General features: G+C 64.9%; 18 protein-coding genes and 1 tRNA gene. 7 read left to right on the forward strand and 12 right to left on the reverse strand.

Features of this window, described 5'->3' with window-relative positions; all coding sequences use genetic code 11:
• Positions 1–28 precede the first annotated feature (28 nt).
• Together ACLIMP_RS00095 and ACLIMP_RS00100 are read left to right on the forward strand one after the other, a co-directional pair.
• Positions 29–310, forward strand: a complete 282-nt coding sequence (locus tag ACLIMP_RS00095; protein WP_443477976.1) for a type II toxin-antitoxin system RelE/ParE family toxin — start codon at positions 29–31, stop codon at positions 308–310.
• Positions 310–612 (forward strand): HigA family addiction module antitoxin, encoded by a 303-nt coding sequence (locus tag ACLIMP_RS00100; protein ID WP_443477977.1) that lies wholly within the window; start codon positions 310–312, stop codon positions 610–612. Before ACLIMP_RS00095 ends, ACLIMP_RS00100 begins: the two co-directional genes overlap by 1 nt.
• 76 nt (positions 613–688) lie before the next feature.
• On the opposite strand, the gene ACLIMP_RS00105 is transcribed toward ACLIMP_RS00100, so the two are convergent.
• On the reverse strand, positions 689–1,831 hold the full coding sequence (locus ACLIMP_RS00105) for a tyrosine-type recombinase/integrase (protein ID WP_443477978.1): 1,143 nt from the start codon (positions 1,829–1,831) through the stop codon (positions 689–691).
• A 144-nt stretch (positions 1,832–1,975) separates the two neighbouring features.
• Positions 1,976–2,065: transfer RNA gene (locus ACLIMP_RS00110), tRNA-Ser, on the reverse strand.
• Between the two features lie 153 nt (positions 2,066–2,218).
• Between ACLIMP_RS00110 and hspQ the strand changes: the two genes are divergently transcribed.
• Positions 2,219–2,599, forward strand: coding sequence for a heat shock protein HspQ (gene hspQ, locus ACLIMP_RS00115; protein ID WP_054434385.1), 381 nt, complete (start codon positions 2,219–2,221; stop codon positions 2,597–2,599).
• 12 nt (positions 2,600–2,611) lie between these two features.
• On the opposite strand, the gene ACLIMP_RS00120 is transcribed toward hspQ, so the two are convergent.
• Together ACLIMP_RS00120 and ACLIMP_RS00125 are read right to left on the reverse strand one after the other, a co-directional pair.
• A complete protein-coding gene (locus ACLIMP_RS00120; RefSeq protein WP_324696727.1) occupies positions 2,612–4,846 on the reverse strand; it encodes a putative bifunctional diguanylate cyclase/phosphodiesterase in 2,235 nt (744 codons plus the stop codon).
• Between the two features lie 197 nt (positions 4,847–5,043).
• Positions 5,044–5,949 (reverse strand): ABC transporter permease, encoded by a 906-nt coding sequence (locus tag ACLIMP_RS00125; RefSeq protein WP_054437843.1) that lies wholly within the window; start codon positions 5,947–5,949, stop codon positions 5,044–5,046.
• Between the two features lie 96 nt (positions 5,950–6,045).
• On the opposite strand from ACLIMP_RS00125, the gene ACLIMP_RS00130 reads away from it, so the two are divergent.
• From ACLIMP_RS00130 to ACLIMP_RS00140, 3 genes are all read left to right on the forward strand, one after another.
• The gene (locus ACLIMP_RS00130; RefSeq protein ID WP_054437845.1) at positions 6,046–6,747 is read left to right on the forward strand and encodes a GcrA family cell cycle regulator; all 702 of its coding nucleotides are present in this window, start codon (positions 6,046–6,048) and stop codon (positions 6,745–6,747) included.
• A 13-nt stretch (positions 6,748–6,760) separates the two neighbouring features.
• Complete coding sequence (locus ACLIMP_RS00135) at positions 6,761–7,462, forward strand: peptidylprolyl isomerase (RefSeq protein ID WP_420719889.1); 702 nt, start codon at positions 6,761–6,763, stop codon at positions 7,460–7,462.
• 532 nt (positions 7,463–7,994) lie between these two features.
• A complete protein-coding gene (locus tag ACLIMP_RS00140) occupies positions 7,995–8,207 on the forward strand; it encodes a hypothetical protein (protein ID WP_324696733.1) in 213 nt (70 codons plus the stop codon).
• 62 nt (positions 8,208–8,269) lie between these two features.
• Here the strand turns inward: ACLIMP_RS00140 and ACLIMP_RS00145 are convergent, their stop codons facing one another.
• The 8 genes from ACLIMP_RS00145 to fliG all read right to left on the reverse strand — a co-directional run bounded on the left by ACLIMP_RS00145 (position 8,270) and on the right by fliG (position 17,041).
• Complete coding sequence (locus ACLIMP_RS00145; protein ID WP_443477979.1) at positions 8,270–8,941, reverse strand: flagellar hook assembly protein FlgD; 672 nt, start codon at positions 8,939–8,941, stop codon at positions 8,270–8,272.
• A 12-nt stretch (positions 8,942–8,953) separates the two neighbouring features.
• Positions 8,954–10,372, reverse strand: a complete 1,419-nt coding sequence (locus tag ACLIMP_RS00150; protein WP_443477980.1) for a flagellar hook-length control protein FliK — start codon at positions 10,370–10,372, stop codon at positions 8,954–8,956.
• A 100-nt stretch (positions 10,373–10,472) separates the two neighbouring features.
• On the reverse strand, positions 10,473–12,572 hold the full coding sequence (gene flhA / locus ACLIMP_RS00155) for a flagellar biosynthesis protein FlhA (protein ID WP_054437852.1): 2,100 nt from the start codon (positions 12,570–12,572) through the stop codon (positions 10,473–10,475).
• Between the two features lie 23 nt (positions 12,573–12,595).
• A complete protein-coding gene (locus tag ACLIMP_RS00160; RefSeq protein ID WP_324696739.1) occupies positions 12,596–13,042 on the reverse strand; it encodes a helix-turn-helix domain-containing protein in 447 nt (148 codons plus the stop codon).
• Positions 13,039–13,401, reverse strand: coding sequence for a flagellar motor switch protein FliN (gene fliN, locus ACLIMP_RS00165; protein WP_054437989.1), 363 nt, complete (start codon positions 13,399–13,401; stop codon positions 13,039–13,041). Before fliN ends, ACLIMP_RS00160 begins: the two co-directional genes overlap by 4 nt.
• A gap of 11 nt (positions 13,402–13,412) precedes the next feature.
• Positions 13,413–15,026 (reverse strand): flagellar basal-body MS-ring/collar protein FliF, encoded by a 1,614-nt coding sequence (gene fliF / locus ACLIMP_RS00170; protein ID WP_054437854.1) that lies wholly within the window; start codon positions 15,024–15,026, stop codon positions 13,413–13,415.
• A gap of 96 nt (positions 15,027–15,122) precedes the next feature.
• Positions 15,123–15,782 carry a FliH/SctL family protein gene (locus ACLIMP_RS00175; RefSeq protein ID WP_231635888.1) on the reverse strand — a complete coding sequence of 220 codons (660 nt, stop codon included), beginning with the start codon at positions 15,780–15,782 and terminating at the stop codon, positions 15,123–15,125.
• Positions 15,783–16,012: 230 nt separating this feature from the next.
• Positions 16,013–17,041, reverse strand: a complete 1,029-nt coding sequence (fliG, locus tag ACLIMP_RS00180; RefSeq protein ID WP_054437859.1) for a flagellar motor switch protein FliG — start codon at positions 17,039–17,041, stop codon at positions 16,013–16,015.
• Between the two features lie 105 nt (positions 17,042–17,146).
• On the opposite strand from fliG, the gene ACLIMP_RS00185 reads away from it, so the two are divergent.
• Positions 17,147–19,852 carry an NHL repeat-containing protein gene (locus ACLIMP_RS00185; protein WP_054437991.1) on the forward strand — a complete coding sequence of 902 codons (2,706 nt, stop codon included), beginning with the start codon at positions 17,147–17,149 and terminating at the stop codon, positions 19,850–19,852.
• Positions 19,853–19,857: the final 5 nt, after the last annotated feature.

A 19,857-nucleotide genomic window follows, 5' to 3' on the forward strand; every position in this document is an offset into this window, starting at 1 on the left:
ATTCGTAAAGCCATGCTATACGCTTATCGTGGAAATCGAGAGCGTCTCTCACAAGAACCTGCGTAAATTCCTTGAAACGGGAAAGACGAAGGGCATGATCGAAGTCGAACGTATTGGCGATATGATCCAGTACATTCTCGCGGTCAGTGAATTCAGCGAACTCACCATTCCTCCCAACTTCGGCTTCCATGCCCTGACCGGCAATCGCGCCGGCACATTCGCCATGACCGTAACGCGGAACTGGCGCCTGACATTCACGAAGGTCGACGAGCAGACGATCGGCGACCTCGATCTGGAGGACTACCACTGATGGCGATCAAGGTTCACCCTTCGATCTTCACGCATCCGGGCCCTTGGCTCCGGCGTAACTTCGTGGAGCCGTATCACCTCACGGTCCAGGCCACGGCCACGGCGCTAGGCGTGACCCGCGTGGCGATGAGCAACTTGCTCAACGGCAAGGCTGCCTTATCGGCCGAGATGGCGATGCGCTTCGAAAAGGCGTTTGGGGTCTCTGCCGAGACGTTGATGCGCATGCAGACTGCCTACGATCTTGCCCAAGTGCGCGAGCACGCGGACGAGCTCGTCGTGGAGCGCATCGCAAAGGCCGCCTGATCAGTGGCACAAGCGGCATAAAGACTTCTTTGGGTCATCGGGACATCCGCCTGAGAGCCATGAACAGGGCCGAGAACTACCCAACACAGAATGCATTCCAGTCATCCATCATGGCCCGACGCTTTTCCAAGAGGTTGCCTCGACGGTAAGCCGCCTCGGTCTTGTTCTTCACCACGTGGGCAAGCGCCGCCTCCGCAACATCGCTGGGGTGCTGGGTTTCCTCACTAACCCAATCCCGGAACGACGAACGAAAACCGTGCGGTGTGTAGGGTTCGCGCATTTCGCGAAGCAGCTTGGATAGGGTCATGTCTGACAAGGGAGATTTCGGCCGAGCCCCCGGGAAGACCAGAGTGGCCTCTCCTAACCTCAGTTCCTGACACCGCCGCAGAATTTTCAAGGCGCCGTCGTTTAGTGGCACCACGTGTTCGCGCTGGGCTTTCATACGCTCTTTGGGAATGGTCCAAAGCTTGGCATCGAAATCGATCTCACCCCATGTGGCCTCCCGCACCTCGCCTGAACGAGCAGCAGTGAAGATCGCGAACTGCAAGGCGAGCCTGCTGAACGTCTCGCGCTCGGGGAGGCGGCGCAGGAACGCCGGGACATTGTCATAAGGCATGGCGGCGAAATGGCCGTCCTTCTTGGGCTGACGCGGAAGGCCTTTGGTGATTGCGCGCATCGGAGCCTCGGTCTCGCGAAAGCCGGAGGCATAAGCCCAATCGAGAATTGCGCCGACCCGCTGGCGAACGCGGCGAGCGGTCTCGGGCTTGGTAAGCCATATCTCGGCAAGGAGATTTCGAATCATGGGCCCCGTGATCTCATTGACCTGACGATCGCCGATGTGGGGGAAGACATAGGCCTCCAGCGTACTGGACCACTGTGCCGCGTGCTTCTGATTACGCCAGGTCTTGTCATTGGCGGCAATCACCTTTGCCGACGCCTCGCGAAAGGTGGGTATGCCTTGCGCCTTGCGCCGCTCGAAAATGGGATCGAGCCCCATCTCCATCCAGCTACGGATTTCCCTCGCCATCTCTCTGGCGGTCGCAAGCGAGATTTTCGAAGCGCTGCCGAGACCGAAATCCCGCCGCAGGCCATGCTTCTGCACACGGCACATCCAGCTCTTTGAACCGCCGGGCTGGACGATGAGGTACAGGCCCTCGCCGTCACCCAATCGGCCCGGCCGAGTGGCCGCCTTAACGCTCGTCGCAGACAGTTTTCCCATGCCAAAACCTTCCCACATTTCTTCCCACGAAACGACTCGGACGCCGTGCGATGGAGTGAGATGCGGTGGGAAGCGAATCAGGGCATAAACCAAGGAAATCCTTGGGTTTATGAGACTGAATCGTGATGTGGTGGGATGGTCCCTTGGCGGAGAGGGTGGGATTCGAACCCACGGTACGGTTTCCCGTACACTGCATTTCGAGTGCAGCGCATTCGACCACTCTGCCACCTCTCCGCTAGAGATGCGATAGCGATGGAAGGTCTCCATCGGGTCGGGAAGCGCGCCGTTAGCCCAGCATTTCGACCTTGCCAACCCCCTGTTTTCAAAAATGGGGATTGTCCACAGGGGTTGCTTGTTTGCACCCCGCAGGAAACCTATATTTCTCGCATGAACAGGGCGCACTTTTTTTCACCCACGGCCGGACGCATCATCGATGCGCCTCGCCAGACCCGTGCGCGATTCGCTATCGGCGATGTGGTCCGCCACCGGAATCATGACTTCCGGGGCGTCATCTTCGATATCGATCCGGTGTTCGCCCATAGTGAGGAATGGTACGAATCCATTCCCGTGGACGTGCGCCCCAAACGCGACCAGCCCTATTACCACCTCCTCGCCGAAAACGAGGAATCCAGCTACGTTGCCTATGTCAGCCAGCAGAACCTGCTCGCCGATGCCGAGGGCGGGCCGGTAGACCACCCCTCTTTGTCGCAGATGTTCGATGATTTCGGCAACGGGCGCTATCGGTTGCGGCGCGGTCTCGCGCACTGAACCCGCGCTTTTTCAGGACGATTCGGTACCTGTTTCTGAAAAGGAATGCGCGCCGCCTTCCAGCAGGCGCGTGATCTCGCCGTACGGAACCGGGCGTGAAAGCAGGTAGCCCTGTACTTCGTGGCATCCCAGTGACCGCAGGTGCGAGAGCTGGGCCTCGGTCTCCACGCCTTCGGCAGTCAGGTTCAGGCCATTGGCGCGGGCAACGTTGACGATCGCCTCCACCAGGGCCGCGCCCGGTCCGGTGTTCACCGCATGGACGAAGGAACGGTCTATCTTGATGCGATCCACCGCAATGTCGCGGATGTGGCTGAGCGAGGAATAGCCCGTTCCGAAATCGTCGAGCGCACAGGCCACCCCGATCCGACGCAGCGCCTTGAGAGACGCGGAGACCTCTTCCGAAGCAGACATCAGCGCGGTTTCCGTCAGCTCCAGTTCCAGACGGCGCGGATCGAGGCCGGTCTCGTTCAGGACCGCCCGCACATTGTCCACGAAGGCCCTGCTGCGCATCTGCACCGGCGAGACGTTCACCGATATCCGCAGGTCGGGCCAGGCCATGGCATCGTCCACCGCCTTGCGCAGCACCCAGCCGCCAAGCACCTCGATGAGGCCGGACTCTTCGGCCTGCTGGATGAAGCCGGCAGGGTTGACGAGACCGTTCACCGGATGGTTCCAGCGCAGCAGCGCTTCCACCGCGACCATCCGGCCACTGACCGTCGAGTAGACCGGCTGGTAGAAGACCTTGAGCTGCTCGTCGCAATCCAGAAGCGCCTGGCGCAGCTCGCGATTGGTCGTCTCCCGCAGCCGCACCACTTCGTCCATGCTCGCCTCGAAGAAGGTGAAGCGGCTCCGCCCTTCCATCTTCGCCTTGTAGAGAGCGATGTCCGCACGCCGCGTCAGCTCGGTGCGGTCGGTGCCGTGGTCCGGCGCGACGGCAACGCCGATGCTGGCGCCGATGAACGCCTGCGCGCCGGCCACGTCGAACGGACGCTCGATCTCGGCTACGATGCGTTCGCAGATCTGCCCGATCGCCTCGCGGGATTCCGGCTCGACGACGAGCACGGCGAACTCGTCTCCTCCAAGGCGCGCGACCATGTCGTAGCCGCGCACTTCCGAGGTCAGCCGCCGGGCGACCTGACGGATCAGCGCATCGCCGGCGGGATGGCCCAGACTGTCGTTCACCTGCTTGAAGCGGTCGAGGTCGATGTAGAGCAGCCCGACAAGGCCGCCCTCCCGGCGGCAGCGGGACAGGGCAGCGTCCAGCCGCCCTTCGAACATGGCGCGATTGGCCAGTCCGGTCAGGGCGTCGTGCAGCGCCTGGTGGCGCGCCTCGCTCCGGCTTTCCTCTAGATCGAGCGTCCGGCTGGCGAGCCGGCCGGCCAGGAGGTAGATCACCACGGCCGAAAGCAGGAGGACCAGCAGCACGACCGGCCCGACCGACCGGGTCACCTCGCTCCCCGGCGCGAAGGGATGCCATACGAAGTAGCCGATGACATCGCCGTCGCGCGAGCGGAGCGGCACCGAGGCTTCGCCCCAGGCCCTGCTCGGCGATATCTCGTAGCGCGCCTGTGCGAGGCCGTAGTTGCTGCCGAGGCGGGCGAAGAAGTCGTTGTCGAGATAGACGACACCGATATGCACCGGCTCGCTTCCCGGCTTCTGGACGATCGAGCCGCTGTCCGAAAGGATCGGCTTCGCGCTGACGATCGCCGGACGGCCGCGCAGGATCGCAAGGTCCGAGGCGCCGGGCGAGATCATGGGAACGCCGCCGACACCCACTTTTCCGCTACCCCGCGTGCGGCGCAGCCGCATCACCAGCGGGTCGGCCACGTCTTCGATGGCGATGTAGGTTTCCGGCACCTTCCGCTTGCCGCCGCGCATGGCGTAGATCGGCACGCTCTCGGGGGAAAGGACATAGACCTCGTTGAACCCGGCATATTGATCGAACCAGATGCCGAGGTTGAGATCCATCCAGTCCTGATCGATCGGGCGCCTGCGCGCTTCACGCAAGGCATCGTCCCACACGGTCGACGATTCCTGCGCATGGCCGACCCGCTCGATGCTCTGGGCGAGGACGAGCGACACGATGGAACGGTCTCGCTCGCTTGCGATGCGGTCGATCTCGCGCCCGGACCAGATGAGGAAGCCGACGATCAGCATGACGATGAAGAGCGCGGCCACGACGATATGCGGCGCAAATCTGGCCGCTTCCGACTTGCGAACCTTGCGCGTGTGGATCGGAGCGAACACGCGGAAATCCTTAGCCTTCGAGGGATACCAGAGCATTAGAAGGCAACAGCAGGCCGACCACAAGCGAAAGCGCGGCCATAAGCGTCACAATGCGTCAACCATGTGACAAGGGCCTTCACCTCCGCCTTCGCCACATGCGAAAACGCCCCGGCCGGATGTCCGAACGGGGCGTCTGCAACTGCGAAGGGGAAAGGATGTCAGCCCTTGAGCTTCCAGCCCGAACGCAGGACCAGATAGATGATGCCCGCCAGCACGGCATCCAGCAGACCCATCCCGATCGCGCTGTGGAGCACGGCCATGTTGGTATCGCCGATATCGCTGACACCCAGGAAACCGAACCGGAAGCCCGAGATCACGTAGAAGAACGGATTGAGGCGGCTGATCGCCTGGAAGGTGGGCGCCAGGTTGTCGATCACATAGAACGTGCCGGAAAGCAGCGAGAGCGGCGCGATCACGAAGTTGGTGACGGCGGCGTTGTGATCGAACTTCTCGGCCCAGATCGACGACAGGAAGCCGAGCAGCGCGAGGAATACCGAACCTGTGAGGCCGAACCAGATCACGGCCCAGGGATGCGCCATCGAAAGGCTCACACCCGGCCACAGCAGCATCGCGCCCGACAGCGCGAGCCCGACCAGAACCGCGCGGGTCACCGCCGCGGCGACCATGGCCAGCATGAGTTCGCCTTCGCTCAGCGGCGGCATCAGGTAATCGATGATCGTTCCCTGGATCTTGCCCGCCAGGAACGAGAAGCTGGAATTGGCGAACGCGTTCTGCATCATGCCCATGACGATCAGGCCGGGCGCCACGAAAGTCGCGAAGTTGACGCCGAGCACTTCACGGCCGCCGCGCCCCATCGCCACGGTGAAGATCACCAGAAACAGCAGGGTAGTGATCGCCGGTGCCCAGATCGTCTGGGTCTGGACCTTGAAGAAGCGGCGGACCTCCTTCATATAAAGGGTCTTGAGCCCCTCCCAGTTCACCTGGTGGATCAGGGGTTCTCCCTTCGCCGGGAAATGGCGGGCCGGGATCGTCCGGGGCACGATGTGTTCTGACACGCTCCCGTCCTGTGTCGGCAGTTCGGTCGAATTCGTTTGATCGGGCATGGACCGGCGAGTATCGGCTGCGGCTTTCCAAGGCAAGCCGCGCCACGGAATTTTGGGGCGATTCTTGGTTCGCCCGATGAAGAGATGGAACACCGAATGAGCTGGACGGACGAGCGGATCGAGAAGCTGACCAAGATGTGGGAGGGCGGAGCCACCGCCAGCCAGATCGCGGACGAGCTTGGCGGCGTCAGCCGCAATGCGGTGATCGGCAAGGCACACCGCCTCGGGCTCAAGGCACGCCCTTCCCCGGTCAAGGCCAACGAAAAGCCGGCCCGCCCGGCACCCGCCCCGAAGAAGCCCAAGCCCGTTGCCGAGGCCGCGCCAGCCGCGCCCGCGCCGCAGGTCGAAGCGCCCGTCGTGCGCGCCGCGCCGCAGCCGCCCGTGGCGCCGGCGCCCCGCAGCCCCGCTCCGGTGGCACCGCCGGTCGCCGCCAGCGAAGATGCCCCGGCCGCGCCGAAGGGCCCGCGCGTCGTCTCTGTCGGCCCCGGCGGCTTCCTGCGCCAGGGCCCCGGCGATCAGCAGCAGCCGATTCCGCCCGCGCCGCCCCGCCGCCTGGTGCCTGCCAAGCCGAGCGCGGAAATCGCCGACAAGACCAGCCTCCTCGACCTCAGCGACCGCGTGTGCCGCTGGCCGATGGGCCACCCCGGCGAACCGGACTTCCACTTCTGCGGAGAAAAGGTGAACCCCGGGTTCCCTTATTGCGTCGAGCATTGCGGCCGGGCCTATCAGGCACAGCTGCCGCGCGGCGCGCGCCGTCCTCCTCCGCCGCTTCCCTTCGGCGGCCCGCGGGTTCGCTGATCCGATGAAGACGATGGTGCGGCGACGGGCCCTGAATGCCTGGCTCATCGCCGCACCGTTCGTTCTGGCGCTCGCCGCCCCTGCCCTCGCGCAGAACGCTCCGCCCTCCGGCGAAACCGCCGCACCGAAGCCTGCCGAGCCCAAACCTGCCGAGCCCAAGCCTGCAGAACATGTCTACGTTGCGCTGACGACCAGCGCCGGGACAATCACCCTCGATCTCGACAAGGCCCACGCCCCGCTCACGGTCGCGAACTTCCTCAAGTACGTCGACAGCCGCAGGTTCGACGGTGCCAACTTCTACCGCGCCATGCATCTCGACTGGGGCGACCAGCCCAACGGATTGCTGCAAGGCGGCCTGCAGGGCATCAACGTGCTGCCGCCGGTGCCTCATGAGCCCACCAGCGTCACGGGGATCACGCACAAGGCCGGCACCATCTCCATGGCCCGCTACGCGCCCGGCAGCGCCACGGCGGACTTCACGATCATGCTGAGTGACATCCCGTCCCTCAATGCGCAGCCCGCTTCGGACAATCCCGAAGCCCGCGCAGGCTTTGCCGCCTTCGGTCATGTCGTCTCGGGCATGGACGTGGTGCGCAGGATCTGGGACCAGCCCCGTTCGCCCACCAAGGGCGAAGGCGTCATGAAGGGCCAGATGCTCGAACCGCAGGTGAAGATCGTGAGCGCGCGCCGCGTTCCCCCGCCCGCCACACCCTGAGACTTCCGGCGCCGGCCGCCATTTCCACAAAGACAATAGCGCTGTGCGTCGCCCTAGCGCGTAAAGCCGGCAGCCTGCCGAAGATTGTGGATTAAATTTCTGGCATCTCCCTGAACACAACCACATCGGCGTTAGCTTTGGGTAATGCCGCCGCCTGTCGATTCGCTCATAATCCGCGGGTTTCCGCCCTTACTCGGCGCTCCCGGTTTGCCAGACCAACTGTCTCGCCTTCCACGGTAAGAGAACATTTACCCAATCGCCAAATCGAATACGGGAAATCCCTTAGTTGGTCCCAGTGACCACGGGAGCCATTGAACTTTCAGGGGTTGTGGGACTCCCTCTCAGGTCCGGGGGCACGGACTGCATCTATTCGGTTCGATGTACTTTTGAGAGTGCGATGATAGAAAATTTACCTTGGAATTGCGCCGGCGAGGCCGGTCCAACTGTCGTGTCGCACGAAGAGTTCTGGTTCTCGCTCAAGTTGAGAGTTGAATCAACTTCTCAGCTTTGGCAGGCGGCCGCGCTTCGCTGCATGAGTCAATCGGACGTCTCCTATGAGGAGGTGGACGAACTGATCGGTCCGATCGACGATCCATCGATCGCGGACTGCCTGATGATCCTGGCGTTGCCCGAACGTATTCCGGGCTGCACCAGGCTCGACGTCTCCCTCCAGTCGGCGGAGAGCGTGGAGCCGGCAACGGGCATCGGAAATGCCAACCGTCACAGCACGGTCGGCCAGGCCTGAAACGAGAAAGGCCCCTGAACCAGCCGGTTCAGGGGCCTTTCTCGTTTTCGGGGCCGTTCCGGTCAGCTATCGGTGCTGGCGCCGGCAGCCGCGAGGGCGACGAGGCCGGAGGCGGACATGCGGATACCGTTGACGCCCAGCATGATGTTGGTGCCGTCGGTCACCACGTCATCCACGATCGCCACCGAGTTGGTCGTCGTATCCAGCGCATTGCCGGCGGCATTGGTGGCCGTGATCGACAGGGTATAGGCGCCGTCCGCGGCCTTCGTGCCGTCAGCCTTGGTTCCGTCCCACTCGTAGGAGCCCTGCGTGGTGGGATCGAGCGTCACGGTGTTCACCACGGTGCCCGAGGAATCCTTGATCGTGGCGGTGATGGTGGAAGGCGTGCCGTCCACGTAATAGGTCCAGTGGGCCGGTGCGTTGCCGAGCCCGGCAACCGGGGAATCGAAACGCGCCTCGCGCCCGATGTAGCTCGATGCCTGCGCCATCTGCTGCGAGGTGAGCTGGCTGAGGATGTCCTCCAGCTTGCCCGTCTGCTGGATCGACTGCTCCACCTGCGAATACTGCACGAGCTGCTGCGTATATTCCGAGGTATCCATCGGATCGAGCGGATCCTGGTTCGTCATCTGCGTCGTCAGCAGCTTGAGGAACAGGTTGTAGTCGGTCAGCAGCCCCGAAGTGGAGGCCGCCGTGGTGTCGCTCGTGGTCGACGTCGTGCTTGAAACCGTGGTCATTGCTCTTGTGCCTTATGCCATGAGATCGACATGACCGCTGCTCCTGAGCGGTCGGTAGATCGGGTCGTCGCTCCCGCCGAATGTGTCGGACAGGCTGCCCTGCGCCTGCCGCTGCCCTTGCTGGTCACCCTGCCAGCGCTGTCCGCCCTGCCCGCCTGAGCGGCTGTCGAAGCGCAGGGACTGGCCGTCGGCACGGATACCGGCGTCGGCCAGCGCGCGATTGAGATCGGTGCTTTCGCGGCGCAGCATGTCGAGCGCGGAAGAACTGTCCGCCGACATGACCGCGCGCAGAACGCCCTCGTGGTCGAAGGATAGGCGCACGTCGATCCGGCCCATGTGGCGCGGGTCGAGGCGGATGAGCAGGTCGTCGCTGCCCTTGTCGAGGGCGCGGGCGATCTCCACGCCGATATCGGCGCCGAACTGGCCCTCCTGAACGGATACCGCTGCGCTCTGGGTCGCCGACTGCGTTGCCGGGTAAGGCAGCGCGGCCGGGCGCGCGGCCGTGCCGGTCAGCGTCTGCGACAGCAGCGGGGTCGAAAGATTGCCGTCGCCCTGCGCGGAGGACTGATCCGGTGTGAAATCGGCCTGCTGCATCGCCGCCGGGCCGGCGCCCTGTCCGCGCGTTGCCGCCGGCTCCGGGGCGAGGCGGTCGGCACTGCCCGCCGAACGATCGGCAGCGGATGCCCTGCTCGCCAGCTTGCTGCCGGACTTGCCGCCAATTTCGCCGCTCTTGGCGCCACCTTCGGTTTTTTCGGCCTTCACGTCCGGGACCGCCTGCGGCGCCACCGCCAACGCAGGCTGCGTCGCAGCGGGCACGGGCATGTTCTGAACTTGCGCGGTCTGGACAAGGCTCGCCGGATCCACGTCCGCATCGCCGGCATCCGGCGCGCTGCCGTCCTCGGCAACCGGCGCATCGGCCGCCGCGCCATCGGCCGGTACTGCCGTGTCGGTGCCGGAGGGAACCTGCGAAGCGGCGGCCTGCGCCGCAAGCTGCGCCAGCGTGGTCTTTGCCGTCTCCGCCTGCGGAACGAGCTTGTCGGCCACCGTCTTGTGTGCGGCCACCGGCTTGGCGCCCTGTTCCGGCTTCCCGGCGAGCGCCGCGCCCGGTGTCGCTGCTGCCTCTTCAAGCGAAGTCGCCGCGGTCCACGGCTGCTGGACGAGCTTGCCGTTCTCGGCAGCGTCAGCGGGAGCGGGAGCGGGAGCGGGAGCGGCCAATGCCGGGTCGGCGGCGGGAACGGTTTCCGCTCCGGTCCCCGCCGCCTCGCCCGCGATCATGGCAGAAGCGGCAGGCGCGGTCTTGCGGGTCGCGCCGAGCAGGGTTCCGAACGCGACCGGCGCCTTCTGTCCGCTTGCGGCCAGGCTGTCGGCGCTCGTTGCGGCGCCTGCCGCCGGTGCGGAGGTGGGAAACAGGGCATTCATGGAAACCGGCATTATGGAGCATCCTCCGGCCGGCGATACGCGGCCATGTTGTTATCATAGAGGGTTTGCACCGGTCCCGGTCGCACCCTCGCCTTCACGCGGGCCTGCCGCTTCAGCCGATCGTGCCGAGGCTGCGCAGGCGCGCGCGCGGATGGATTTCGTTCTGCGAGAGCACTACCGTTGCAGGGCGGACGCGCTCGATGATCGAACGCACGAACGGCCGCAGCGGCGGGCTGGTGAGCAGGCAGGGAATTTCGCCCTGCGCGGCGAGGCGGTCGTAACCCTCGCGGACGGCGGTGATGAAGGCCTGGAGATGCGAGGGCGCCATGGCGAGGTGGCGGTCGTCGCCCAGGCCGACGATGGCCTCCCCGAAAACCTCGTCCCATTGCCCGCTGAGCGTGACGATGGGGATCGTCCCGTCGAACGTCTGCTGGGCGGAGATCTGGCGCGAAAGGCGGGCACGGACGTGCTCGGTCACTTGCGTGAGGTTGCCCGACATCGCGGTTGCCTCGGCAATGCCTTCGAGGATCGTCGGCACGTCGCGGATCGACACGCCCTCGGACAGCAGGTTCTGGAGAACGCGCTGCACGCCCGAGATCGAGATCTTGCCGGGAATGATATCGGAGATGAGCTTCTCCGATTCCTTGTGGACCTCGTTCAGCAGCTTCTGCGTCTCGGTATAGGAGAGCAGGTCGGCGATGTTGTCCTTGACGATCTCGGTCAGGTGCGTCGTCACCACGGTGCCGCAATCGACCACGGTAAGGCCGCGGAATCCGGCTTCCTCGCGCATGTCCCGGTCGATCCAGAGCGCCGGAAGCTGGAACACCGGCTCCTTGGTGGCCTCGCCCCGGATGCCCATGTCCTGGCCGGAAGCGTTGATCACCAGCAGCTTGCCGATGCGCAGTTCGCCGCGCGCGATCTCGGTCTCCTTGACGAAGACGATATATTCGTTCGGCTTGAGCGCCATGTTGTCGAGAATGCGGACCGAGGGCAGCACGAAGCCGTAGTCGATCGCCATCTGCCGGCGCAGCGCGCGCACCTGGTCGTCCAGGCGCGGCTCGGCCTGCGAATCGTTGATGAGCGGCAGCAGGCCGTAGCCCAGCTCGATGCGCAGCGAATCGATGGCAAGCGTGCGCGAGATCGGCTCCTCGGCCTGCGCCTCCATCTGCTGCTGGTGCGTGAGCGCTTCCTGCATCCGCTCCTGCGCGGCCTTTGCCTCGGCCTTGCGCGACATCGACCAGGCCAGCCAGCCACAGGCCGCGCCAAGCGATGCGAACGGGAAGAACGGCAGGCCGGGCATGAGCGCCAGCACGCCCATCAGCACGCCGACGATGCCGAATGCCTTGGGATAGCGGCCGAGCTGCTCGCCGAGCGCGGCGCCGGTCTTGCCGACCACGCCGCCCTTCGAGACCAGCAGGCCCGCCGCCGTCGAGACGATCAGCGCCGGAATCTGGCTGACCAGACCGTCGCCGACGGTCAGGATCGTGTAAGTGGTGAAGGCCTCGCCGAAGGGCACGCCGTGAATGGCCACGCCGATGATGAGGCCGACGACGATGTTGATCGCGGTGATGAGCAGGCCGGCAACGGCATCGCCCTTAACGAACTTCGAGGCACCGTCCATCGCGCCGTAGAAGCCGCTTTCCGCCTCGATCTCGGCGCGGCGTTCGCGGGCCTGCGCCTCGGTGATGGTGCCCGCATTGAGATCGGCGTCGATCGCCATCTGCTTGCCGGGCATGGCATCGAGGCTGAAGCGCGCCGCCACTTCGGCGATGCGCCCCGCGCCCTTGGTGATGACCACGAAGTTGATGACGATCAGGATCGCGAAGATGGTGAGGCCGATGACGGTCTCGCCGCCCATCAGGAACTCGCCGAAGGCCGCGATAACGCCGCCCGCCGCGTGATGGCCTTCGTGCCCGTGCCCCAAGATCAGGCGCGTCGAGGCAAGGTTCAGGCCCAGCCGCAGCATCGTCACGATCAGCAGGATCGTCGGGAAGCTGGAAAGCTGGAGCGGCTTTTCGATGAACAGCGCCGTCATCAGGATCAGGACCGAGGCCGTGATCGAAAGCGCCAGACCCATGTCGAGCATCCAGCCCGGCATCGGCAGGATCAGCATGGCGATAATCGCGCTGACGCCCAGCGCCAGCGCCAGGTCGCGGCTGGGGCCGAGGCGCGTCAGGAACTGGTCGAGCCTTGCAGAGACGAGTGCGTTCATCGCTTCACCGGGTTCCGAAAGCTTCAGTGGCGGATCAGGCCCGGCGGCACCACGAGGCCGTCGGACAGGAAGGTTCGCAGCTTGTTGCGCATGGTCCGCACCGAGATGCCGAGCATCGACGCTGCGGTCGTGCGGTTGCCGCGGCAGCGTTCGAGCGTCTGCAGGATCAGCTCGCGCTCCACTTCGGCGATGTTCTGGCCCACCAGTTCCGACACCGCCATGGTGACGGACTGATTACCGGCCCGTTCACCACGCAGGCGCGCCATGACATCCTGAAGGTTCACCGCGATATCCACCACGACGATATCGCCGTTGGCACGGTGCCACGCTTCGAGCACGGCCGGGTTCGCGGTTCCCACCGCGATGCTCGCGGCCGACCCGCGCACCATCTCGACCGCGAGGCCCATGGCGTTGCCAAGGTCGCCGACCAGCATCAGACGGGTCGGATCGTGATCGGACACGGGCATCATGCCTCCTGCCGCACGATTTCGGTCAGCGTGATGCCCAGCGTGCTGTCGATCAGGACAACTTCGCCGCGAGCGATCAGGCGATTGTTGACGAAGATGTCCACCGGCTCACCCACCCGGCGGTCGAGTTCGACGACCATGCCGGGCTTGAGGCGCAACAGTTCGCCGATGTCCATGCGCGAACGGCCAAGCACGGCCTGGACCTTCACCGGCACGTCGAACACGGCGTGCAGGTCGTCGGGCGTGGGCGGCGTGGTCGGGCGCGGGGACCGTTCGGTCGTTCCTTCGCCGCCCATGTCAGCGGGGTTCTCTTCGGTCAGGTGAGCAGGCGCCAGCTGGCGCGGCTCGAGCTCGTCGCTCATGGTCATACCTTTCAACTGTTCATCCACTGACGGATTACGGATGCGGATTCTGCGGGACTGGCCGAGATGGCGTCACCGATGCGGCGCAGGGCGGAAAGCTTGATGCGGCCATCGACCTGAGCAAGCGCGATCTCCTGGTCGAGCAGGGGTTCGCCCTCTCCAGCCCGCATTTCCTCGAGCTGCCGCATGGCGTCCTCGTCGCCGTCGGCCGCCCGTTCGCTCAGCGAGATCATCTCGGCATCCGGAGCGGGCAGGCGCTGTTCCACCACGCCTTCCACCAGCGGCGGTTCGCCGAGCTTGGGCTTCAGCATGCGGATGGCGAAGAGGATAATGCCGCCCACCAGCAGGATCTTCAGGACGTCGAAGATGCGGTCGGTGGTGATGCCGAAGGGCAGGCCGGAATCGGCGCCATCGAGATCGGTCGGCGCGTTGAACGCCATGTTCTCGACCACCACGCTGTCGCCGCGATCGGCATCGAAGCCCACGGCGTTCTCGACCAGCCGCTGCAGGCGCTGGACCTGCGCGGCAGGAAGGCCCTGCGGACCGCCGTCGACCATGACCGCAACGGTCAGGCGCTTGACCTGCCCGGGCGTGCGGACCGCGACCTTCTGGGTCCGGCTGTTCTGGTAGGTCGTGTCTTCAGACGTCTCGTTCTGCGCCGAACGGCGGTTTTCGCCGCCGTTGCCGGCCACGTTGCCCTGGTTGTCCGGCAACTGCGCGCCCACGGTCACGCCTTGCGCGCCGGCGGAGTTCTCGTCGTTCTGGTTGTTGGATTCCACCGTCACCTGATGGGCGACGACCTGGGTATCGGGATCGAAGACTTCCGATTCCTCGCGTACCTGATCGCGTTCGAGCACGGCGGCCACTTCGGCGCGCACCTTGCCCTGGCCCACGATCGGCTCGATCATCGATTCGATCTCGTTGCGCAGGCGCGCCTCGACGGCGTTCTGGCGATCCTCGAGATTGCCCGCGCCCGCATCGCCGCCCTCACCCGCACGCGCCAGAAGCGCGCCGGTCTGGTCGACGATCGACACAGCCTCGGGATTGAGATCGGGCACGGCGGAAGACACGAGATAGCGGATCGCCTGGACCTGCTCGCCGGAAAGACGGCCATTGGTCTTTACCGTGACGGAAGCGCTGGCCTTGCGCGGTTCGGTCTCGAACATCGCGCGGTCGGGCATTACGACATGGACGCGTGCCTTGGCCACTTTCTCAAGGCTCTCGATCGAACGGACCAGTTCGCCTTCGATGGCGCGGGTCTCGTTGAGCTTGGCGCGCGAGGACGAGATGCCGAAAGGCTCCTCGGCATCGAGCACCTCATAGCCGATCTTGCCGCCGAGCTGCTCGGACGCCATCGACATGCGCAGTTCGGCCAGCTTGTCGACCGGCGCCATGACCGACGTGCCGTCCGCCGAAAGCTGGAAGGGCACGTTCTGCCCCTTCAGCTTCTCGGTGATCGACTGCGCGGCCGAAGGATCGAGATCGGTATAGAGGTAGCCCATCTCGGTCGTGGGGCTGCGAAAGGCCATCCACCCGAGACCCGCCAGCATGGCAAGGGCCACGCCCCCCATCAGCAGGGCCCGGCGCGGACCGATCTGCTCGATAAAGTTCCGCAACGCGTTCAAAAGTCGCCTCTTACATCAGCAGCGGCACCCCCCTGGCGTCGCTGCTGACATTATAGGATAATCGGCTAGGCAACTCTTGCCGGTAACAGGAAAAGTTTACGCAGCGCCTTCCGGCGCGAGGACGCCCGCGAGTTCGCCCATGACGGCGGCGCGGCGGGAAGCGGAATCGACGTTGAGGCCGCCCTCGGCCCAGCCGATATGGGCATCGTTCATCGGCAGCGTCTCGTCGTCGATCACGACGATCGCAAGCGCGCGGCGTTCACGGCTGCGGCGCTCCTCCACCAGGCGCTCGATATCCTCGCGCATGGCGGGATTGGCCCGGATCGAAAGCGCGGTATCGCGGGAAACCTGATCGAGGGCGCGGGTCAGCGCTTCATCGATGGCGCGCGCGGGCTCGGCGGCGATGGCATGACCGGCGAGCAGTTCGGCGGCCTGGAGCGCAATCGCCCCGGCCTCGGAAATGACCTGGTCCATCACGGCATCGAAGCGTCGTTCCACTTCGTCCACCGAAGCGTGAAGCGCGTCGGTCGCCGCCAGCATCGCCTCCGCACGCTCGCCCCGCGCCTGCTCCAGCCCGGCGTCGAAGCCGTCGGACCTGGCCCTTGCGAGTTCGGCGACATGGTCCTCGTGAAGACGTTCGATGCGCGCCTGAAGCTCCGCGACATGCTCGCGCAGTTCCTCGTGCCGCCGTTCGTCCACGGGCTCATTGGTCGGGAATCGAAACACCCTGTCGAAACCGAATGGCTGAATGGTCATGGGATCCTCCATCATCGCCGCACCCTCGGAATCTCTATACGTCTTCATCAGGTCGTAAACTCATTAATGACGCCAGCGAGGCTTGCGCTGATCCGTTCTGCCCCAAACCTCGACGGCCTCTTGGCGAGTTTACGACATCGCCCGGACTTCCCCGCGGCGGAACAGGCAAGCACCTGTTTCCGCGAAGAACTCTTCAGGAATATGACGCGCGTACAAAATCGGACATTTCATCAATAGATCATCGCATCGTCGCTCTTTGGATCGACCAGCATGATTTCGCCGCGATCGCCGAGCGACTTGGCAAGGCGGACCAGCGCGGTCTGTGCCTCCTCGCATTCGCGTGCGCGCACGGGGCCCATCGCCGACATGTCGTCGCGCATCAGCTTGGCGGCGCGTTCGGTCATGCCGTTGAAGAAGATCTTCTTCATCTCGTCCGGCGCGCCCTTCAGCGCCAGCGCCAGCTCGCGCTTGTTGCAATTGCGCACGATCGTCTGGATCGCACCCGGCAGCAGATTCGCCAGATCCTCGAAAGTGAACATCAGCGCGCGAATGCGCTCGGCCGATTCGGGGGCCTTCTCGTCCAGCGCGCCGAGCATCGCTTCCTCGGTGGAGCGGTCGAGCGCGTTGAACATTTCGGCCATGGTCTCGTGCGGATCGCGGCGCTGCGCGCGTGAGAGGTTGGTCATGAACTCGCTCTTCAGAGTCTGTTCGACCTGGACGATCACGTCCTTCTGCACCGTATCCATGCGCAGCATGCGCATGACGACATCGGTGGCGAATTCGCGCGGCAGCTCGGACAGGACGCGCGCGGCGTGATCCGGCCGCAGCTTGTGGAGGATAACCGCCACCGTCTGCGGATATTCGTTCTTGAGATACCCCGCGAGCACCGCCTCGCTGACGTTGGACAGCTTGTCCCACATCGTGCGGCCGGAAGGACCACGGATGTCCTCCATGATTTCCTTGACCCGGTCCGCCGAAAGGATGCCTTCGAGCAGCCTTTCGGTGGTCTCGTAGGAACCGTGAAGCGTCGCCATGCTCGAGACTTCGCCCGAGAACTGGACGAGCAGATGCTCGACGACGACCGACGGCACCCGGCCGAGCTGGGCGATCGTGGAGGACAGCTCCTTGATCTCCTCGGTGGTGAGCTGCTCCCAGATCGGACCGCCATGATCGCGGCCGAGCGCGAGCATCAGCGCGGCAGCGCGCTGCATGCCCGAATACTTCTTGAGCTCCGGCGGCTCACCCACCGCGGCCATCATCGTCACTTCGATACCCCCGAAAAATTGCTCGGTCCCGTACGGTCAGGGCCTCGTTCCTTCTATTTATAGGAGCAAGGTCAGCGCAACCGCCCGATGGAGACACAATTGGCGATAAATTTAAACAATGGGTTGATAGGCCTGTCGGTTCTCGGCGGATCGAGCGCCTATTCCGCCCTGTCGTCGTCCCTCGCCTCCATGGACAGTGCGGCGGTTATGGCTGCGAAAAAGAACTTCACGCTGGAGGTGCCCGATACCACGCCTCCCTGGCAGGAGGACGCGGACACCAGTTCCGTCAGTTCGCAAATCCTCGCGATCAAGAAGATGCTGTCGATCGTGGACACCACCAAGGACAGCTCGCTGGAGGACCTGCCGGACGTCCAGACCGCCTTCACCACCTACAAGGCACTCGACAAACTGCGCATCCTTGCCGAAAGCGCGGCCAAGACCACCACCTCCTCGACCGAGCGCGCCTCGCTCCAGAAGGCCTTCGCGAAAGGCCTGGCCGATCTCCAGACCTACCTGGGTTCGGCTGACACCGACCTTGTCACGCTCAACTTCGGCACGCCGTCCAGCAATGCGACCTCGGTGGCGATCAAGGCCGCCAATTCCAGCGGCGCGGTGATCGGCGAAGGGGTGTCCACCTCGCGCGATGCCGCCATCGCCGGGATGACCGGCAGCGAAGTGCTCGAAATCAAGCTGACCAAGGGCAGCGCCGCACAGACGGTCACGGTGGACCTGTCGCAGACGACGCAGCCGCCCACGCTCGATTCCGTGGCCGCCGCGATCAACGCCGCGATCGGCGCCAGCCAGGCGACAGATACCAGCGGCAATCCGGTCGTCGATGCCGACGGCAATCCGGTCAGCAAGTGGAAGTCCAATTTCACGGTCGAGAAGAACGACGGCAAATGGGGCCTCGTCTTCAATCCGGCGGGAAGCGAAAAGGTCGCGATCGACCAGATCGGCGGCAGTGACGCGCTGATGGTCGCCAGCGGCGAAACCGCATCCTCCGCGGTGACCGCCGCGCGGGTATACCGCATCGACGACCTCGACGCGTCGCTGTCCTGGCAGCGCCTCAGCAAGATCAACGCCGTGGACGGCGCCGCCACCGCAACCGCAGTGGCTTCCGCCTCGGCCGACGATTACGAGGACAAGGACTACACCGTCTCCTCGGCGACCCAGGCCAAGGCCATCGCCACTGACGCCGAAGGCTTCAGCTATGTCGTCGGCACGACCGCCGGCGACGTGGGCACGCATCTCACTGACGGTTCCGACGACCTGTTCCTCACCAAGGTCGACAGCGAGGGCAACGTCGTCTGGCAGCGCAGCCTCGGCGCCGCCGGCAGCGCGCAGGGCGCGGCGGTGACGATTGCAGCCAATGGCGATATCGTCGTGGCCGGCACCGTCAGCGGCGCCTTCAACGGCGGCGACGACAGCCAGACCGACATGCTCGTCGCGCGATACAACGTGAAGGGCGAGGAACTCTCGGCCACAGTCATCCGCCAGGTCGGCAATGAAACGGCCAGCGCGGTCACCGTAGGCGACGACGGCAGCATCTATGTCGCGGGCAAGGCCTCCACCGGCGGCGGCGATGCCTTCATCGCCAAGCTGGACGCCACCGGCAAGTTCGTGGAACGTCGCACGATCGACAGCGGCGGCGCCGATTCCGTCACATCGCTGGCCATCGACGAATCCGGCAACCTGCTGGCCCTGACCAGCGAAAACGGCGTGGCCACGATCCGGCGGATCGATTCCTCGTCCCTGTCCTCGGACCTTGGCTCGATCTCGCTCGGCAATGTCACCGCCCGCGCCATCGCGGTCTCGGACACCGGCGAAATCGCGGTCGTCGGCACCACCGCCAACGCGGTCAACGGCGCGCAGGTCAACAGTATCAACGGCGGTCAGGACGCCTTCGTCACGCGCATCGACGCGGCGATGTCCTCTGCCACCACGACCTATATCGGCACCTCGGCCACCGATCAGGCCGACAGCGTCACGTACCTGAACGGCACGCTCTACGTCGGCGGCCGCACGGCCGGCGACCTGTCAGGCGCGAAGACCGGTTCCGTCGACGGCTTCGTCGCCCGCATCGACGCTACGACCGGAGAGATCGAAAAGATCTCGCAATGGGGCATGCGCACCTCGACCACCGAGCCGGTGAAGATCTCGGCCGTTTCGGGCGGCTCCACCGTGCTGGGCGCGCTCGGCCTCAGCCGGGGGACGCTCAACCAGCAGGAATCGACCACCCTCACCTCGCAGACCAGCCTTCGCGCCGGGGACCAGTTCACCCTGCGCGTGGACGGCGGCGCAACGCGCACGATCACCATCGACAAGGACGAGACGATGGCGTCGCTGTCGCTGAAGATCCAGCGGATCACCGGCACCAAGGCGACCATCACCACACCCAAGATCGATGGCCAGACCACGCTCAAGATCCAGGTCAAATCGGGCTACAAGATCGAACTCGGCGCCGGAGCCGAGGGCAAGGATGCCCTTTCCAAGCTCGGTATCGATCCCGTCCGCCTCGTGGCCTCCAAGGCGGCCGATCCCGACGCGCCCAAGGTCACCCCGGGCGGCACTTACAGCCTCGCGCTTTCGGACACCCTCAACCTGTCCGATGCCAAGACCGCCGCGGTCGCGCTCTCCAAGATCAAGTCCGCGCTCTCGATGACGCAGACCGCCTATCGCTCGCTCTACTGGGACTCCACGAAGGCCTCGCTGGTGGACGGCACCGTAACCGGGGGCGGTACCGCCTACCAGCAGAAGCAACTCGCCAATTACCAGGCCGCCCTGTCGCGCCTGACCGGCTCGTAAAGGAT

The organism is Novosphingobium aeonii, from assembly GCF_052279045.1.
Lineage (GTDB): Bacteria > Pseudomonadota > Alphaproteobacteria > Sphingomonadales > Sphingomonadaceae > Novosphingobium.

Excerpts from the sequence above, each read along its gene's own strand:
- fliG (WP_054437859.1), bottom strand. The coding sequence starts at position 17,041 with ATGATGGCCGCGGTGGGTGAGCCGCCGGAGCTCAAGAAGTATTCGGGC.
- ACLIMP_RS00160 (WP_324696739.1), bottom strand. The coding sequence starts at position 13,042 with ATGATGCCCGTGTCCGATCACGATCCGACCCGTCTGATGCTGGTCGGC.
- ACLIMP_RS00140 (WP_324696733.1), top strand. The coding sequence starts at position 7,995 with ATGAGTCAATCGGACGTCTCCTATGAGGAGGTGGACGAACTGATCGGT.
- fliN (WP_054437989.1), bottom strand. The coding sequence starts at position 13,401 with ATGAGCGACGAGCTCGAGCCGCGCCAGCTGGCGCCTGCTCACCTGACC.
- ACLIMP_RS00145 (WP_443477979.1), bottom strand. The coding sequence starts at position 8,941 with ATGACCACGGTTTCAAGCACGACGTCGACCACGAGCGACACCACGGCG.
- ACLIMP_RS00135 (WP_420719889.1), top strand. The coding sequence starts at position 6,761 with ATGGTGCGGCGACGGGCCCTGAATGCCTGGCTCATCGCCGCACCGTTC.
- ACLIMP_RS00100 (WP_443477977.1), top strand. The coding sequence starts at position 310 with ATGGCGATCAAGGTTCACCCTTCGATCTTCACGCATCCGGGCCCTTGG.
- ACLIMP_RS00125 (WP_054437843.1), bottom strand. The coding sequence starts at position 5,949 with ATGCCCGATCAAACGAATTCGACCGAACTGCCGACACAGGACGGGAGC.
- ACLIMP_RS00105 (WP_443477978.1), bottom strand. The coding sequence starts at position 1,831 with ATGGGAAAACTGTCTGCGACGAGCGTTAAGGCGGCCACTCGGCCGGGC.
- ACLIMP_RS00175 (WP_231635888.1), bottom strand. The coding sequence starts at position 15,782 with ATGACCATTCAGCCATTCGGTTTCGACAGGGTGTTTCGATTCCCGACC.
- ACLIMP_RS00150 (WP_443477980.1), bottom strand. The coding sequence starts at position 10,372 with ATGCCGGTTTCCATGAATGCCCTGTTTCCCACCTCCGCACCGGCGGCA.
- hspQ (WP_054434385.1), top strand. The coding sequence starts at position 2,219 with ATGAACAGGGCGCACTTTTTTTCACCCACGGCCGGACGCATCATCGAT.
- ACLIMP_RS00130 (WP_054437845.1), top strand. The coding sequence starts at position 6,046 with ATGAGCTGGACGGACGAGCGGATCGAGAAGCTGACCAAGATGTGGGAG.
- flhA (WP_054437852.1), bottom strand. The coding sequence starts at position 12,572 with ATGAACGCACTCGTCTCTGCAAGGCTCGACCAGTTCCTGACGCGCCTC.